This window comes from Nocardia miyunensis NBRC 108239, assembly GCF_001613065.1.
GTDB classification, from domain to species: domain Bacteria; phylum Actinomycetota; class Actinomycetes; order Mycobacteriales; family Mycobacteriaceae; genus Nocardia; species Nocardia miyunensis.
On record NZ_BDBQ01000090.1, the window covers coordinates 23,066 to 39,015 of the forward strand.

The 15,950-nt window shown below is 63.8% G+C and carries 19 protein-coding genes; 9 read left to right on the forward strand and 10 right to left on the reverse strand.

Annotated elements, in window-relative coordinates:
* Positions 1-376: 376 nt before the first annotated feature.
* Both NM2_RS35785 and NM2_RS35790 read left to right on the forward strand, forming a co-directional pair.
* Complete coding sequence (locus tag NM2_RS35785; protein WP_067678537.1) at positions 377-2,647, forward strand: polyribonucleotide nucleotidyltransferase; 2,271 nt, start codon at positions 377-379, stop codon at positions 2,645-2,647.
* Positions 2,648-2,729: 82 nt separating this feature from the next.
* Positions 2,730-4,040: a M16 family metallopeptidase gene (locus NM2_RS35790; protein WP_245718368.1), complete on the forward strand. Its 1,311-nt coding sequence runs from the start codon at positions 2,730-2,732 to the stop codon at positions 4,038-4,040.
* Positions 4,041-4,119: 79 nt separating this feature from the next.
* Here NM2_RS35790 and NM2_RS35795 read toward each other — a convergent pair whose 3' ends face one another.
* The 8 genes from NM2_RS35795 to NM2_RS35825 all read right to left on the reverse strand — a co-directional run bounded on the left by NM2_RS35795 (position 4,120) and on the right by NM2_RS35825 (position 8,006).
* Positions 4,120-4,623, reverse strand: coding sequence for a DUF2247 family protein (locus NM2_RS35795; RefSeq protein ID WP_157121542.1), 504 nt, complete (start codon positions 4,621-4,623; stop codon positions 4,120-4,122).
* 32 nt (positions 4,624-4,655) lie between these two features.
* Positions 4,656-4,883, reverse strand: coding sequence for a DUF4926 domain-containing protein (locus NM2_RS48155; RefSeq protein ID WP_084531909.1), 228 nt, complete (start codon positions 4,881-4,883; stop codon positions 4,656-4,658).
* A gap of 9 nt (positions 4,884-4,892) precedes the next feature.
* A complete protein-coding gene (locus NM2_RS35800) occupies positions 4,893-6,236 on the reverse strand; it encodes a DUF6883 domain-containing protein (RefSeq protein ID WP_067678543.1) in 1,344 nt (447 codons plus the stop codon).
* Entirely contained in the window at positions 6,237-6,536 is a 300-nt protein-coding gene (locus NM2_RS35805) for a WXG100 family type VII secretion target (protein ID WP_067678545.1), read from the reverse strand.
* On the reverse strand, positions 6,533-6,856 hold the full coding sequence (locus NM2_RS35810; protein ID WP_067678548.1) for a WXG100 family type VII secretion target: 324 nt from the start codon (positions 6,854-6,856) through the stop codon (positions 6,533-6,535). The genes NM2_RS35805 and NM2_RS35810 overlap by 4 nt, the downstream gene beginning before the upstream one ends.
* Before the next feature lie 302 nt (positions 6,857-7,158).
* Positions 7,159-7,371, reverse strand: coding sequence for a hypothetical protein (locus NM2_RS35815; RefSeq protein WP_067678554.1), 213 nt, complete (start codon positions 7,369-7,371; stop codon positions 7,159-7,161).
* Between the two features lie 12 nt (positions 7,372-7,383).
* Positions 7,384-7,722, reverse strand: coding sequence for a hypothetical protein (locus tag NM2_RS35820; protein ID WP_067678556.1), 339 nt, complete (start codon positions 7,720-7,722; stop codon positions 7,384-7,386).
* On the reverse strand, positions 7,719-8,006 hold the full coding sequence (locus NM2_RS35825) for a hypothetical protein (RefSeq protein WP_157121544.1): 288 nt from the start codon (positions 8,004-8,006) through the stop codon (positions 7,719-7,721). The genes NM2_RS35820 and NM2_RS35825 overlap by 4 nt, the downstream gene beginning before the upstream one ends.
* 274 nt (positions 8,007-8,280) lie before the next feature.
* Between NM2_RS35825 and NM2_RS35830 the strand changes: the two genes are divergently transcribed.
* The 6 genes from NM2_RS35830 (at position 8,281) to NM2_RS35855 (ending at position 13,263) form a co-directional block, all read left to right on the forward strand.
* Complete coding sequence (locus tag NM2_RS35830; protein WP_084531912.1) at positions 8,281-9,171, forward strand: DUF5753 domain-containing protein; 891 nt, start codon at positions 8,281-8,283, stop codon at positions 9,169-9,171.
* The gene (locus NM2_RS35835; protein ID WP_067678565.1) at positions 9,168-9,371 is read left to right on the forward strand and encodes a DUF397 domain-containing protein; all 204 of its coding nucleotides are present in this window, start codon (positions 9,168-9,170) and stop codon (positions 9,369-9,371) included. Before NM2_RS35830 ends, NM2_RS35835 begins: the two co-directional genes overlap by 4 nt.
* Before the next feature lie 235 nt (positions 9,372-9,606).
* Complete coding sequence (locus NM2_RS35840; protein ID WP_084531913.1) at positions 9,607-10,227, forward strand: MspA family porin; 621 nt, start codon at positions 9,607-9,609, stop codon at positions 10,225-10,227.
* A gap of 83 nt (positions 10,228-10,310) precedes the next feature.
* On the forward strand, positions 10,311-11,498 hold the full coding sequence (locus NM2_RS35845) for a hypothetical protein (RefSeq protein WP_157121546.1): 1,188 nt from the start codon (positions 10,311-10,313) through the stop codon (positions 11,496-11,498).
* Between the two features lie 47 nt (positions 11,499-11,545).
* Positions 11,546-12,157, forward strand: coding sequence for an SMI1/KNR4 family protein (locus tag NM2_RS35850; RefSeq protein ID WP_169816298.1), 612 nt, complete (start codon positions 11,546-11,548; stop codon positions 12,155-12,157).
* Positions 12,158-12,900: 743 nt separating this feature from the next.
* Positions 12,901-13,263 (forward strand): hypothetical protein, encoded by a 363-nt coding sequence (locus NM2_RS35855; RefSeq protein ID WP_157121548.1) that lies wholly within the window; start codon positions 12,901-12,903, stop codon positions 13,261-13,263.
* A gap of 111 nt (positions 13,264-13,374) precedes the next feature.
* Here the strand turns inward: NM2_RS35855 and NM2_RS35860 are convergent, their stop codons facing one another.
* Positions 13,375-13,623 carry a hypothetical protein gene (locus tag NM2_RS35860; protein ID WP_067678578.1) on the reverse strand — a complete coding sequence of 83 codons (249 nt, stop codon included), beginning with the start codon at positions 13,621-13,623 and terminating at the stop codon, positions 13,375-13,377.
* A gap of 305 nt (positions 13,624-13,928) precedes the next feature.
* Positions 13,929-14,645, reverse strand: a complete 717-nt coding sequence (locus NM2_RS35865; RefSeq protein WP_067678580.1) for an SDR family NAD(P)-dependent oxidoreductase — start codon at positions 14,643-14,645, stop codon at positions 13,929-13,931.
* Positions 14,646-14,743: 98 nt separating this feature from the next.
* Here NM2_RS35865 and NM2_RS35870 point away from each other — a divergent pair, with 98 nt between their 5' ends.
* Positions 14,744-15,895, forward strand: coding sequence for an RNA-guided endonuclease InsQ/TnpB family protein (locus NM2_RS35870; protein ID WP_067678583.1), 1,152 nt, complete (start codon positions 14,744-14,746; stop codon positions 15,893-15,895).
* Positions 15,896-15,950 lie beyond the last annotated feature (55 nt).

Consider the following 15,950-nt stretch of genomic DNA (forward strand, 5'->3'; position numbering starts at 1 on the left):
ACATCGAGGCACTTGACAAAGCAGCCGACGGGGAGGCTTACAATCTCCCCGTCGGCTGGTCGTGTATGCGGACCTTCGGGTTCTCGGCACGGCGGTGCCACATGCCGTATGCATCCGTCCGCGTGGCGTCGGTCCTCGGTAGTGGCCTTTCGGCAGGAGCGATTCCGCCGTGGGGCTTCGATCGATGGCCGCCTCCGCGTCGCCGCTTCCAAGGGGGAACCGGTCGGATGTGCGCGTAGCAGCCAGGAGGGCTGTGGCGCGCCCAAGCCTTGGGTACGGCCGATCCCTCCGCCGGGGAAAACGGCTGAGGGACCACATAGCCGGATCGCGCTCAGGTGCGCTGGATCCGGCGAAGACGAGAGGTTGAGAAGAGAAAATGACAGACACAGTGAGCTCGGCCGTCGAGGTCGAACCGGGTGTGTTCGAGTCGGTCGCACTGATCGACAACGGGTCGTTCGGCACCCGCACCGTCCGGTTCGAGACCGGACGTCTCGCCAAGCAGGCCGCCGGTTCGGTCGTGGCCTACCTGGATGACGAGACCATGTTGCTCTCGGCCACCACGGCCGGTAAGCAGCCCAAGGACCAGTTCGATTTCTTCCCGCTGACGGTGGACGTCGAAGAGCGCATGTACGCGGCGGGCCGCATCCCCGGCTCGTTCTTCCGTCGCGAGGGCCGTCCCTCCACGGACGCGATCCTGACCTGCCGCCTGATCGACCGCCCGCTGCGCCCGTCGTTCGTCGACGGTCTGCGCAACGAGATCCAGGTCGTCGTGACGGTCATGTCGCTGGATCCCAAGGATCTGTACGACGTGGTCGCCATCAACGCGGCCTCGGCGTCGACGCAGATCTCCGGGCTGCCGTTCTCGGGCCCGGTCGGTGGCGTGCGGGTCGCGCTCATCGAGGGCCAGTGGGTGGCATTCCCGACCGTCGAGCAGCTTGAGGACGCCGTGTTCGACATGGTCGTCGCGGGCCGGGTCGTCGACGGTGACGTCGCGATCATGATGGTCGAGGCCGAGGCCACCGACAAGGTCATCGCGTTGATCGAGGAGGGTGCCCAGGCGCCCACGGAAACCGTTGTGGCAGAAGGGCTCGAGGCGGCAAAGCCGTTCATCGCCCGGCTGTGCCGCGCGCAGCAGGACCTGGCGACGCTGGCTGCCAAGCCCACCGAGGAGTTCCCGCTCTTCCCGCCGTACGGCGAGGACGTGTACGCCGCAGTCGAGGGCACCGCGAAGCGTGAGCTGAACGAGGCGCTGTCCATCCCGGGCAAGCAGGAGCGCGACGACAAGACCGACGAGATCAAGCTGGCCGTGCTGTCCAGCCTCGCCGGAGACTTCGAGGGCCGCGAGAAGGAGATCGGCGCGGCGTTCCGCTCGGTCACCAAAAAGCTTGTGCGCCAGCGCATCCTGTCCGACGGCTTCCGCATCGACGGTCGCGGCCTGGCGGATATCCGCGCGCTGTCGGCCGAGGTCGCGGTGGTTCCGCGGGCGCACGGTTCGGCGCTGTTCGAGCGCGGTGAGACCCAGATCCTGGGCGTCACCACCCTCGACATGGTGAAGATGGCCCAGCAGGTCGACTCGCTCGGCCCGGAGACCAGCAAGCGCTACATGCACCACTACAACTTCCCGCCGTTCTCCACCGGTGAGACCGGTCGCGTCGGCTCGCCGAAGCGTCGCGAGATCGGCCACGGCGCCCTGGCCGAGCGCGCGCTGGTGCCGGTGCTGCCCTCGCAGGAGGAGTTCCCGTACGCCATCCGTCAGGTCTCGGAAGCGTTGGGCTCCAACGGTTCCACCTCGATGGGTTCGGTCTGCGCCTCGACCCTGGCGCTGCTGAACGCCGGTGTGCCGCTGAAGTCCCCGGTCGCGGGCATCGCGATGGGCCTGGTCTCCGACGAGGTCACCAACGAGTCCGGTCAGAGCGAGACCCGCTATGTCGCGCTGACCGACATCCTCGGCGCGGAGGATGCCTTCGGCGACATGGACTTCAAGGTCGCGGGCACCCGGGACTTCGTCACCGCGTTGCAGCTGGACACCAAGCTCGACGGCATCCCGTCCAAGGTGCTGGCCGGTGCGCTGAACCAGGCTCGCGACGCGCGCCTGACCATCCTGGACGTGATGGCCGAGGCCATCGCCAGCCCGGACGAGATGAGCCCCTACGCCCCGCGCGTCACCGCGATCAAGATCCCGGTCGACAAGATCGGCGAGGTGATCGGACCCAAGGGCAAGGTGATCAACCAGATCACCGAGGACACCGGCGCGAACATCTCCATCGAGGACGACGGCACGGTGTTCGTCGGCGCGACCGACGGCCCGTCGGCGCAGGCCGCGATCGACGCGATCAACGCCATCGCGAACCCGCAGCTGCCGAAGGTCGGCGAGCGTTTCCTGGGCACGGTCGTCAAGACCACCGCCTTCGGCGCGTTCGTCTCGCTGCTGCCGGGCCGCGACGGTCTGGTGCACATCTCCAAGCTGGGCAACGGCAAGCGCGTGGGCAAGGTCGAGGACGTGGTGAACGTCGGCGACAAGCTGCGCGTGGAGATCGCCGACATCGACAACCGCGGCAAGATCTCCCTCGTCCCCGTCGAGGAGGAAGAGGCGGCCGAGGCCCCCGCTGCCGACGAGAGTGCTGCGGTCGAGGCCGGTGCCGAGTAAAAACTCTGGTGTGACGAAGAAGAACGCCGCAGCGCTTTCGACCCCCTTGCTCGTCAACAGCGGGCAGGGGGGTTCGTCTCTGCTGAAGACGCTCGCCCCGCCCGGGGACAGCGGGGTGCGGCGCACCGTGCTGCCGGGCGGGCTGCGTGTGGTCACCGAACATGTGCCCGGTGTGCGGTCGGCGTCGGTCGGTGTGTGGGTCGGCGTGGGTTCGCGCGACGAGGGCCCGACCGTGGCCGGCGCCGCGCACTTCCTGGAACACCTGCTGTTCAAGGCGACTCCGACCCGGACGGCGCTGGATATCGCGCAGGCCGTGGACGCGGTCGGCGGTGAGCTCAACGCGTTCACCGCCAAGGAGCAGACCTGCTACTACGCGCACGTGCTGGACGAGGATCTGCCGCTGGCGGTGGATATGGTGTCCGACGTCGTGCTGAACGGTCTGTGCCGGGCCGAGGACGTGAACGTGGAGCGTCAGGTGGTGCTCGAGGAGATCTCGATGCGCGACGACGATCCGGAGGACATGGTCGGCGATTCGTTCCTGACCGCGTTGTTCGGCGACCATCCGGTGGGGCGTCCGGTGATCGGCACGGTCGAGTCGATCGAGTCCATGTCCGCGAACCAGCTGCGCGGGTTCCATCAGCGTCGCTACCGTCCGGACCGGATGGTCGTCGCGGTGGCCGGGAACGTCGAGCACGAGCACACGGTGGAGTTGGTGCACCGGGCGTTCGCGGCCCGGCTGGATCCGGCGTGCGAGCCCGCGCCGCGGCGTGAGGGCCGGTTCCGCGCGCACACTCCGCCGCAGTTGCAGCGGATGTACCGGGACAGTGAACAGGCTCATCTGGTGTTCGGCGTTCGCGCGTTCGGGCGGCACGAGGGTGAGAAGCGCTGGCCGCTGTCGGTGCTGAACACCGTGCTCGGCGGTGGCCTGTCCTCGCGGCTGTTCCAGCGCATCCGGGAGGAACGCGGCCTGGCGTACTCGGTGTACTCCAGCGTGGACACCTTCGCCGACACCGGCGCGTTCTCGGTCTACCTGGGTTGCCAACCCGAAAACCTGGGCCAGGTGGCGAGTTTGGCGCGCGGCGTCCTGGAAGAGGTTGCCGCGGAAGGGATCACCGACGCCGAATGCGCCCGCGCCAAGGGCTCACTGCGCGGCGGCCTCGTTCTGGGACTGGAGGATTCGGGTTCCCGGATGAACCGCATCGGCCGCAGCGAACTCAGCTACGGCAACCACCGCAGCGTCTCGGAAACCCTCACCCGCATAGACTCGGTCACCACCGCCGAGGTCTCAGCGGTAGCCCGCACCCTCTTGTCCCGCCCCTTCGCGGTCTCGGTAGCGGGCCCGTACCACCGCACCCGCGACCTGCCGGTCTCGGTGCGGCGTCTGGCGAAGTGACCCTCCGCCCCGGAATTCGCCAGCAGCCGGAAGCTCAACGGCCGCAACGTTTTCCGGGGTGGTAGGTCCCAGCCGGACGTCACCGCTGGATGGTCGGGAAACTGCGTTGATCCAGGTACAGCTCCCGCTCTTGCTGTAGGTACTCATCCCATCGTTGCTCGATACCGGCAACGCCGGGAGTTGCCCCCGCGGGCGGTGGCATGAAAGGCACGAACGATTCCATTTTCGGCGGATAATCGAAGTCCGCATACAGCATCTCGACTGCGCGAAGAATACTATCGAATTTGGACGGATGCGCACCGACATAGGCAAGTGTCAGAAATATCCACACCCCCTGGTCGTCCGCAACCAGCCGGTCCACCAAGTCGGGAACTTTGTCCAACTCATCCGAGAGCAGGAGTAACAGCGACTCGACGACTCCCGCCGGGTCGCTGTCCGGCGCAACATTTCTCACACAGAGCTCGACGACCGTCGCTGCATCTATCCAGCCGTCCACATATCCGCGATGCAGCTCGCGCGGCGTCAACCGCGCATTTTGCTCGATGAACGAATCCGGCATCGTGAACTGTCGTTTTTCTACCATGGCTTGATCGGGGCGCAGGATGTTGACTGGCGCTATCCGGCCTCGAGATCCTCCTCGGTAAGCGTGAGTAGAGCATTGGTAGCTCCGTGTGGCGCCACGAATTCGACTTCGTAGGCTACGGTCTCCGCCTCGTTGTAGATCATGACCACAGTGCCGCGCGATCCTTGCGGCAAAGACTGTAACGGTGTCCCTGGCCACGCATTTTCGTCTCCAGGTTCGATCGAATGTCTCAACTTCACAACATCATTCTCACGGAACATGATGGCCTCCTACTTCGGTGTCGGAATCGCGGTGACCAATCGGACCACGCCGTCATTATTTCGAATCCATGCAAATGTAACATCAATGACTTTCCCGTTTGCGCCTGTTATGGGTATTATCTGATTGTATTTCGTGCCGAATTGCGTGACGGCCGTTTCGGTTGCATTCGCTGGATTGAACACGATTTGTGACGCGAGTTCACTCTGGTTGGCGCGGGTGAATCCCAATGCCTGTTGGAACCACTTTGCCTTGGGGCCGCCCGCGGGGTGATCGAGGTTCAGGAGGTAGGCGTCGAGCTTTTTCTCAACGCTCTCAGTCGTTTGGGCGTCGGCCTGTACTCCGGCTTCGGGGGTGTAATCGCCTGCCGCTTCCTCCGATTCGATCTCCTGCGGTGTGAGGCTGTCTATTTCGTCGAGGTCGCGGCTGATGGTGGCGGCGGCGTCTTCTTCTTTGGAGAAGATGGTTAGGAGGCGGTCCAGGTCTATGGCTTCTACGAAGCCGGTTATGGCGGTGGCGGCTTCGTCGAAGTAGAAGCCGTAGGCGGCGAGGGTGGCGGCGTCGACGATGACGCCTACGCCTGCGGTGATGACGTCGGCGAAGATGGTGGCGATCAGGGTGAGAGCCGTGGCGGCTTCGAGGTCGTCGATGGCCCCTTTGATCTGATTGCGGAGTTGGACGAGGGCTTGTTTGTGTTTGTCGCAGTCGGTGGCGAGGTTTTTCGCGCCCGCGTAGATCTTGTATGCCGATCCGGACAGCATCATGACCAGGTCGTCGAGGTCGGCTGTTTCGTGGGCCTGGTTCTGGCGGAGTGCGCTGGCGACGTCGCTGATCCTGCTTCCCGCGTTATCGATCGCGGGGGTATTCAGGAAGGCGTTCCAGGCCTTGGCCGCGGTGCCGAGTTTGTCGGTGTCGCCGTCGGGAATGTGGACGTGGATTCGCTCGGTCAGTGCGGCGATGGACACCAGGCCATTGCCTGGGCCACCGGCTGATGGCGCGCTTGCCCAGGACAGCGGGATCGGTGCGGTGACGGTGGCGGGTTTTGTTGGCGCAGCGCCTTTGTGGGGTTTGATGTCGGCGTTGTAGTCGGCGAGCGCGTGGTTGTAGCCCGCCAGCGCGACCAGGCTCGCGAAGTACGGAAGGCTCTGGGCGAGGCGGCGGGCGTTGTCGATGGTCGAGGAGGCCCGGGTGTCGTAGCTCTTGGCCCATTCCTCGGCCGCGTCGCTGGTTCCGGACATCGCACCGGTCTCCCATAGCGCCTTGACCAATGTGGTTGTGGCGGTATCGATGTCGGTGCCGATGTCGGTGAGTTTCTTGGCTGCGTCGTAGTAGATCTGGGGGTTGACGGTGACCATTCAGCGGCGGCCGAACATGTGCGTGTTCGCTGTCTTGGCGGCGGTGTACTGGGTGTGCGCGTAGCGGGCCGCGGTGCTCATCTCGGTGATTCCGTCGACGAATTCCGTTGCCGCGGAAGCCCATTCGCGATGTGCGATCTCGTGCGCCGAGGCGGCGGCGCCGGACCATGACCCGGCGTGCACGGCCGCTGATTTTTGATCCAGCGTGTCGAGATGCTCTCTGATGAACTGGGCCAGGCTCGACAGGCGGGTGACGATATCGTCGAGCTGGTTCAGATCGACGCTGTATTCGCCGTTCACGGCAGGTCCAGGCTGGAGACCTCGCCCGCGAACTGATTATCCTGTGCGACATAGGATTTCGCGGTGACACCGAGCGAAGACGCCATCGTCGTCAATGCGTCGATGATCTTGCCGCCGCCGTCCTGGGTTTCGGCCCACCCCTCGGCGAAGCTGGCTGCCGCCGCTCCCGACCAGTTCTTCCCGGTCAGCGCATCTACTTCGCGTCCCGCGTTGGTCAGCGCCGAGCGCAGGATCTCGGCCAGGTCGTAGGCATACTTACCGAGTGCTGTCACATCGTCCGGGACGATCGACAGTTCCGGATTTCCCCCATCTCCGCTCACATGCGGACGCTATCACGAGACAGGCGGCCACGCCGCTCGTAATCGCATGCGGCAGTTACCTCACAGCCATAGCGGAAACACATCGTGACTGTTAGTGCGCGGCGAACGACTATTCGGTATCGGGTGACCTCTATCTGTTCACGCTGGAGGGGGAGGTGAAGACCGGTAAGGGCACCCATGAGTACCGGATGTTGGCCAACAAGGCATATGCGGGCGGCCCCGCGCCGGTCGGTGGCGGCGCGCCCTCGTCGGGCAACATCATCCCGTTGAAGTGACCATCTGAACGTGGTACCCGGCGGATGTCAAGTGTCGAGCCAGGTTTCGATGGCTTCGAGAGTGGGGGCGGCGTGGAGGAGTTCGTCGTCGGCGCGGTCCAGGAGATGCCAGTGGTGCGAGCTGGGCCAGTTCTGGACGAGGCGGTAGCCCGCCCGGGCGGCTCGGACGGCGAGGGCGTCGAATTGATCGGATTCATCCGATTCTGTTGCGGGACTGTTGGTTCGGGATTTTTCGGACATGGCTTCTCGGGGTCAGGGGCGGTGGCGGGCGGAGTCGGGGGTGATGCGGCCTGCGGCCACCAAAGTGGCGAAGGCGGCGTGTTTGCGGGGACAGTCGTGGTCGCGGTGTAGCTGCATGATTCGGTGGGCCTGGGGGATGGTGAAGGGGGAAAGCGGTGCGGCGCAGGTCCATTCGGCGGGCCACTGGATCGGGCGCAGAGGGCATCGGGACGGTCGCGTGGTCGGTCCGGACGGGCGTCGGGTGGGCCGCGAGGAAGGCCAGAGGCAGCCCAGGGCCAGCAGCGTCACGGCGGATCCGGCTATCACGGTGATGATGTTCGCCGTGACATCCCAGGGCGACAGGGGGCTCACCGCGGATCGCCGTTCTCGCGCAGTTCGCGAATGATTCGGTCGAGTTCGTTCGGAATTCGTTGAAACGGTTGCGGCTCAGTGATATCCGAAGCTTTCGTTTCGGGAAGCTGCGGCGCGCGATTGCCGGACGGTTTCGGAGGAGGATCTGCCGGCAGGTTCCGGTATCGGGCGGATGGTTCTGGAATTTCCAGAAGCTGTTGTGCTACTTGATAATTCACCATTGAATTGAGGTCTCGTTTTTCGGCGAATGGTTGCTTGTCATCGGTTGCTGGATCCTCTAGCATCGTGGCGACAACTCCGAAAGTGGTTGTGAACGCAGGGGATTGGTTCGTCCGGCGGCCGGGGACGGGGTGTCGCTCCTGGAGATCCGTACAAGGGGAGCGGTAACGGTGGTCGACCCGGCCGCCGGGCGTATCCCCATAAGACTCCCGCACATGGCCTGCCGCAATGCTTTACGACGGCGGTTCGCGGAAAATTCGGCGTCGTTTCAGTTGGCGACACATTCCCGTTCGAGTTGAAGCACCTTTTCGCAAACGAGATCTTCAGGAGGCCCCATTCATGGCATCCCCCACCACCGACAGCAACGTCGCGCGTCGCATGCTCGGTCTCACCCTGGAGACCATGCGCGTGAAACAGGGCATCAGCCGCGAGAACGCGGCCGAGGCCATCGCCATAGCCCGCTCCACCCTCTGGAAAATCGAAACGGGACAGGCGGTTCGGCTGAACCCGGTCCTGATCAAGCACCTGTGCGACCTCTACGAATCCGACGCGCAACAGACCCAGGTCGTGCTGGAACTGGTCAAGGAGACCAAGGCCAAGGGGTGGTGGCAGGCGTTCGCCGAGGACGCGATCCCGAAGGAGTTCGGCCTGTTCGTGAGCTTGGAGGATGCGGCCGAGCGGATTACGTCGTACCAGACGACGATGCTTCCAGGGCTGTTGCACACGGCGGACTACCGGCGCGCGTTGATCTGGGCCGAGTTTCCCAACAAGCCCACCAGCGAGGTCGAACGGATGCTCGAGGTCGGAATGAGGCGACAAGAGCGGGTGAAGAGGCACGATAAGCCGTTGGTTATCAACGCCTTCATCGATGAGACGGTTCTGCGTAGAACGGTTGGTAGCCCTGGGGTAATGGAAGCCCAACTGCTTCATCTCGTAGACATGGCGGCGCTCGGTAACGTCTCGATTCGCGTGGTGCCCCTGTCAGCGGGAATGTATCAAGCTCTGATCGTCGGCTCATTTGTGATCTTGGACTTCCCGCCTCGTCCTACGGCGGAGCTTTCGATGCCACCGGTTGTGTACGTACAGGGTTTCCTCGGCGATCTGTATCTCGAACAGGCAGAAGAGATTCGGCGGTATCGTGAGGTTCGCACCCACATCGAACGAATGGCGCTGGATGAGAAAGCCAGTCGCTCCCTCATCCTTCAGGTCGTAAAGGAGCACTCCTCATGAACGTAGATCTGTCCAAGGCTCGGTGGTTCAAGAGCGCCCGCAGCTCGGGCTCCAAGGATTGCGTCGAGGTGGCGTTCCTCGACGAGGGCGTGGTCGGCGTGCGCGACAGCAAGAACCCGACCGGTCCGGCTCTTGTATTCGCTCCGACCGAGTGGGATGCGTTCGCCGCCAACATCAATGCTGGAGCACTCGATCGCTGATCGAACCGAACCCGATCCACCGACGGCCCCGCTTCGACGGGGCCGTCGCCGTTTTCCCGAGGTGAGCGGGATTCGGGACCCGGAGGTCGAGATCCGGTTGAAGGTTCGAGTGGAAGGTGTCGGCCGGTCGTGCTACCTTCGGTGCGAAGGGGCCATCACGTGGGGGATTCACCTGTAGCGCAGGATGTTTCATTCGCTCATTTGTGTTCGGCCATGTGTGGTTCGGGGGATATCGATGAGATTTCATGGTTCGAGGACGGCTCTGGCCGGTGTGCTGACCTGCGCTGTGCTCGGTGTCTTCGGCACCGGCACGGCCGCTGCCGACCCGTTGGCAGACAAAACTCGGGAGACAACGACCGACGACGGCTGGCATCTGCGGATCACCAAGACCGATGAAAACCTCGACAGATACCCGAATCTCGCCGCGACGATGTTCACGCGGGAGGGGTTCGTCAGTCTGAAGGCCGCGGCCGATATCTCGGGTGCGGGTAAGGCTCCGGTGAATTCGGGGACGATCGGCCTCGGTTACCAGATCGGCTGTCAGGTCGATGTAAGCAGCGGTGCCGCAATCGGACTCGCGATCGGCCCGAGTGTCACCATCGGCGTGACCTCGGGTGTGGGCGGTAGCCTGAGCATCTCGCCCACCGTGTATCTCAAGCCCGGCACGATCACCGACATTCCGTTCGGGACAAAGCCTTTGGCCGGTCGTCACGGCTCGATCACCTCCGACCAGGTCCACATCAAGATCGATGGTTGTATGGGCCCGGTCAGTCTTCGTTCGTACGCGCAGGTCAACATCTCCACCCCGACAGCGGACAACTCACTCGCCGTCTACGGCGATCCGATTTATCTGTGAGACAACCGATGTCCCCGATCAGGACTCGCCTGCGGCTCGGAACGGCCTGGCGGCGTTGGACCATTCTGGTTGCGGTCGCTGCGTTGGCCGTGGGCGTCGGTGTAGTGATCGATGCCCACTACGCGCCGGATGCCGCGGCCAAGCCGATCAATCCCTATGTGCAGTGCCCGCAATGGCAGGAGATCCATCCTGGGTGGCCGTGCTGGGGGAATTTCCCCGAGATCGAGGAACCGACCCTCCCGGGTGCGGTTCCAGGTGCGCCGATACCGACGGTTCCCACTCCGCAGCCGGTGACGCCCTCGGCGCCGCCATCGACCACGCCCGCCTCGCCGCCGGCTGCCGCGCTGACACCTCCGCCGCCTCGACCGGCGCCCGACCCCTGCAAGGCCATTGTCCCGGTGCCGGGATACGTTCCTCCCGCATTGCCGGGGCATGCGCCGAATGCGCCCTGCTCGGGCTCACAATCGCCGCACACGCCGCGCGAGTTGATCGAACCCTACGTGCACCCGGCGTGCAGCATCCCCGGAATCCGGATCCTGAGCCCGGAGCAGGTCCACGATGTCGTCACCGATATCGTCGGTCCGCTCGAAGCGGAGCTGGGTTCGGACGATCCCTATGTGCGCAGTGTGATCGATGAGGTCAACTCTTACAACAAGACCTGTTCCGGCGGCAAGGACGTCATCGAAGACCTGGTCTGGAATGACACTCGGGACCAGTGGTACAACTATTATCGGGAACGATTCCTGAAAAGGAATAAGCAAGCCGAATGCGACGGGAAGAAACGAACCAAAGATTGTGAGGGTCTCGTCGCGGTCTGTTATAAGCAGGGCGAGCCCGTCACGCCACCTCTCACTGCTCAGCGTGACGAATACATCACCGGAGTTAACAGCTACATTCGACAGCAAGGCTATCCAGCGATTCGGATACCAGTGAAAGGCACACCGCTCGAGCGCAGTGCCCGTCGCGCTGCTGATCAAGAGAGGCGTAACAACCCCGCGAAATATCCGACCGATCCGGTCCGTTTTCCCAACGGCTCGGTCGCCGGTCACGTCCCCGACACGGCGTGGTCAGGCCCCTTGCCCGGTAAGGGCCAACCATACAAGTGGGCGGCCTTGGACAGCCGCCTGAATTCATCGATCGGCGGCCAAGCGGGCGCCTATCCGCAAGGCTATCGTGCGATTGCCTTCGTTCCCGGCACCTGGGGCGCGACCGGCTGCGAGCCCGCTGACAAGCCTTACCCGCTGGCAGTACCACCACTCTACGGACCATGATTATGATGAACTGGCGCAACAGGTTTCACCGGCAGAGGAGGCGGTTGATGAGTTTCGTCCGGACATCGCTGCTGCTGATCGCGGCGTTCACCGCAGCCTGCTCCACTCAAGCGCACCCTCCGGCCAAGCCCTCCGGTAACTGGTGTCAGACCGCGATCGCGCAGCTCACCGTGGCGCAGCGCGCTCTGTATGAGAAAGACAAGGCGCAAGGTATTGATGACTCTTGGATGCTGACTCGTCCGGGCGGCCCGGCCTCCGAAGCCGATATCCAAGCCGCTGAAACACGTCTCGGCACCCACTTCGACGAGCAATACAAGCAGTGGCTCCGCCACGCAAACGGCTGGGAGTCATTTTCTGGCTCCGACGATCTGTTCTCGCTTGGTCAAGTGGCACGCGACTCCATCGAGGCCAGGAATATGCAGGTGTTTATTCAATCTGCTGAATTCACCCCCCAGCAGCTCGGCATTACCTCGTTCGATCAATTGATCGTCGTCGGTGGATCCCTGAGCGGTAACGCCTACTTCATCGCGGTACAGGAAGCGCCTGATTCGAATACGTCGAGCATGCCTGTTTATACTTTCTCGAGTGGCGATTTCACCAGGTATGACAACTTCAAAACCTTCATCCAGAAGGAAGTAGAAGCTCTCGAGGAACAGTGAACAGCCGTGGGCTACGTCAGGGTGACCCGTCCTGAGTCACCGCACAAGACAGCTGTTGTTCAGGGGCGCAAGGGGATTGATATCGAGTCGTCCCTGAGCAATTGCGCGATTGCGGACCGATAGCAGAGTTGCACGATGCCCGGTGGTGATTCCAGACCGACTACGGATTCGTCTCGGCTCAGAACCAGCGGCCGTCGATAGCGGCAGGATCGAGGCCTACTTCTCGAAGTTCCTGCGCGCGAATGGTTTTCGTCCGACGAGGGTAGGGAAAGCCGGGCCGCCACCGCAATTCGAGGCGTGGGCATTACAGCGTCCCCTTGATGGTCGGTCGACCGGTTCGGTGGCCGCGATCGCGGGCTCGTCGGTCAGTATGTGGCCGAGTGCCGCTCGTAGTACTGTGCGCGGAGAGAGTCGTCATGGACGTCAGCGCGATACTGGTGACCACGAACCATATTCGCAGGTCGAGACTCGGCCGTGCGGTTCCGGTCATCCGGTTCGACGAATAAGGTGATTGCGCCGCATAAACTTTCATTCCGTGGGTACTCGCGGCGCGTACGGTTGCCTCGGGAAACGGACAATGGTGTGGAGGAGGTCGAAAGGTCCGGATTTCGCTACGTTTGCGAAATTATCGCCGAGGTACTCGACATTCACGCCCGGATTGCGGTATACCCGTGCGTGATCGGTGTAGAACCAAATGGATCCAGTTGTCGCGGGCCGTCGGGTCCGGGAGGAGAGGATTACACATGGATAGTCTCCGAGAAGGACGTCTTCGTCGCATCGCGGCGAAAACGGTGGTGACGGGCGCGTTGGTCGCCATCCCGCTGGTCGGGATCGGCGCGAACGCGAACGCTTACCCGGATCAGCGCCCCGGCCCGCAGCCGACGCAGCCGCAGCAGCAGCGGCCGAATCAGCCGAATCAGCAGGGGCCGGCGTGTTCCTACTATCGTTGTCAGGTGCGTCCGGATGCGCCGCCGCCGAACCAGTGGCATCACGGGTATTACCCGCCGCAAGGTTTTCGGGACGACCCCCGCGCCCCCTCGTATCCGCTCGGTGGTTACCCGCCGGATCTGTGGTGGCAGTTCTTGCAGGCGTTCGGCTGGGCGTAGCCCCCGCGTTCTGAGCTGAAAGAGCGGTGGCCCGATCGATCGATCGGGCCACCGCCTTGTATGCGGGAGTCATCGCCTCGGCCGGACGTACGAGCCGGAGATGACGGTGAATTATTGTGCGCCGGCTCGGATTCCGGCGTTCACCTCGTTGATCGCCTGCTGCACGAGGCGCTCGGCGTTGACCCGGTGACCCGCCTTGTCCGGAACCGCCTGCTGCAACTCGCCCTGGGCCGATGTCAGGTCGCCGCGCGCGGTGAGCATGTGCGGCTGGAACGCGTAGGCCGCGCCCGCGCCGACGCCGGTGAACGCCACAGCTCCGACGACGGCGGCAATTCCCAACCGCAGCTTGGAAATTCGCATCTTCGAGTACCTCCTGTGTATGGGATCGGACGCTGGCGAGCGTAGTGAGTCCCGAGAGATACCGCAGGCGGCTCGAAACGCCCGGGAAATGCTGTCCGACTTGGCAAAATGTCACCGACACGCGGTGTGCCGCCGTACCCGATCCTCAGCTGATCTTCAGGGGCCATCAGAAAGTGTTGGAACACAGTCGGACCCACGCAAAGCTCGTGAAAACTCCTCGATACCGGGCTGATACGTCGGGGATCGCCTGCGAGCGTCGGTAAGCCTCGTCGGAGCGTCAGTCGCCGATGGGCCTCGTCGGAGCGTCAGCCGCCGAGCATGTCGAATACCGTCTCGGCGCGATCCCGCTTCTGGTACATCTCCCACGCGGTCTCGGCGATCTCGTCCGGATCGAGCGTATGTCCTTGAACCGCACTGGAAGTCGCGGGATCAGCCGTGACCATGGCGTGGATGTCGCCGCGTTCGATCAGACCGCCGATGGTGAGTGTGCCCGCGTAGACGCCCTGTTCGACCAGGGCGGCATTGAGGGTGAGTGCGTAATTGCGCAGTGCGGCAACGACGAGAGCCAGCTGGCCCAGCATCGGCATCGGACGAACGCTGGACAGCCCGCCCGAGATGATCAGCCCGCCCGCGCGACGTTCCAGCATCCCCGGCAGCACAGTGTTGACCACTTGCACCGCGGACCAGACCAGATCGAATGCCGCCCGCGCGGTCGGCACGTCGACTTCGGTGATCGGGACGGGTCGGCCGGTGGTCGGTCCGTAGTAGACGAATTCGATGTCACCGGCCGCGGCGATCTCCGCCAGGGCCGTGCTGAGCCGATCCGGATCGGTGACATCCGCGACGTGCGCGGTGGCCTCGATGCCCAACGCCGACAGGTCGGCCAGATAACCGCCGTGCCGGGCGTCGCTGCGGGAGATCAGGGCGACTCGGTAGCCCTCCCGGCCGAATCTGCGGGCCATCGACATGCCCAGGCCGGGGCCGACGCCGATGATCACGGCCGTGCGTGTGGTGTTCGTCATCGGGCATCCGCCTTGGATCCTCCGTCGTTCACGGCGGAGAGGAAAGGGCGGACATGTCGCTTGTGGTGCATGCCAACTTCTTTCGATAGTATGTTCGAATGGATGAGGTGGTGCGGTACACATACCGGCTCCGGCCCGGACGCACCGCCGAGAAAGTGCTGCTGGCCGAGTGGGACCGCTGTCGATGGTTGTGGAATGAAGCGGTCCACCAGCACAAATCCGGGCGGAAGCCGACGTTCGCGCGGTTGGGGAAGCTGCTGACCCGGGCACGCGCGTCGATGCCGTGGCTGCGCGAGGGCTCTCAGGTTGCCCAGCAGCAGATACTGCGCGATTATGCGCGAGCGCTGGAGCACTCCTTCACGGTGAAAGGGTGTGGTCGTCCGAAGGTGAAGTCCCGCAAGAGGTCTCTGCCGTCGCTGGAGTACACCCGGCGTGGATTCTCGGTCCGCGAGGGCCGCTTGATGCTGCCGAAGGGCATCGTGATTCCGGTGGTGTGGTCGCGAGAGTTGCCGTGCGAGCCGACATCGGTGCGTGTCAACCGGGACAGTCTGGGGTATTGGTATGCCTCCTTTGTCGCGCGCCGGGAGATCGCGGCCCCGCCACCCGGTGAGGGCGGTATCGGGATCGATTGGGGTGTGGCCACCACTGCGACGACCTCCGATCCCGCCTTCGACCTCCCGCATATTGGTCACCGCAGGCGATGCGCCGCCGAATTGGCGAAGGTGCAGCGCAGGATGGCCCGGCGCCACCGCAAGGGCCGTCCGCCCTCGCGGGGTTATGCCGATGCCAAACGCCAGGCTGCCCGGCTGGCGAAGAAAGCTGCCCGGCGAACCGTGCACGACTCGCGAGTGTGGGCCAAACATGTTGTTGACCGCCATGATCTGATCGCCATCGAGGATTTTCAGCCGGCGTTTTTGGCGAAGTCCACGATGGCGCGCAAGGCTGCTGATGCCGCGATCGGTGCGGCCAAGGGGGCACTGATCGAGCGTGCCGTGCGGGCCGGGCGGAAGGTGGTGATGGTCCGGCCCGCGTACACGACCATGACGTGCAGTGCCTGCTTTGCGAGAGCCAAGGAAAGACTGGAACTGCGCGAGAGGGACTTCCGGTGCGAGGGTTGCGGTTTCGCGGCCAGTCGTGATCGGAACGCTGCCAGAGTGGTTCTGGCCGTGGCAGAACGGGGCCACGTCGGTGTCGAGGATGTAAGACAATCCGATCACCTCCTTCGGGTGGGTGGTTCGGTTGCGGTCTGAGCTGGAAATCTCCCGCCTTCGGGCGGGAGAACCGTTAATGCAGGTCTCCAGAATA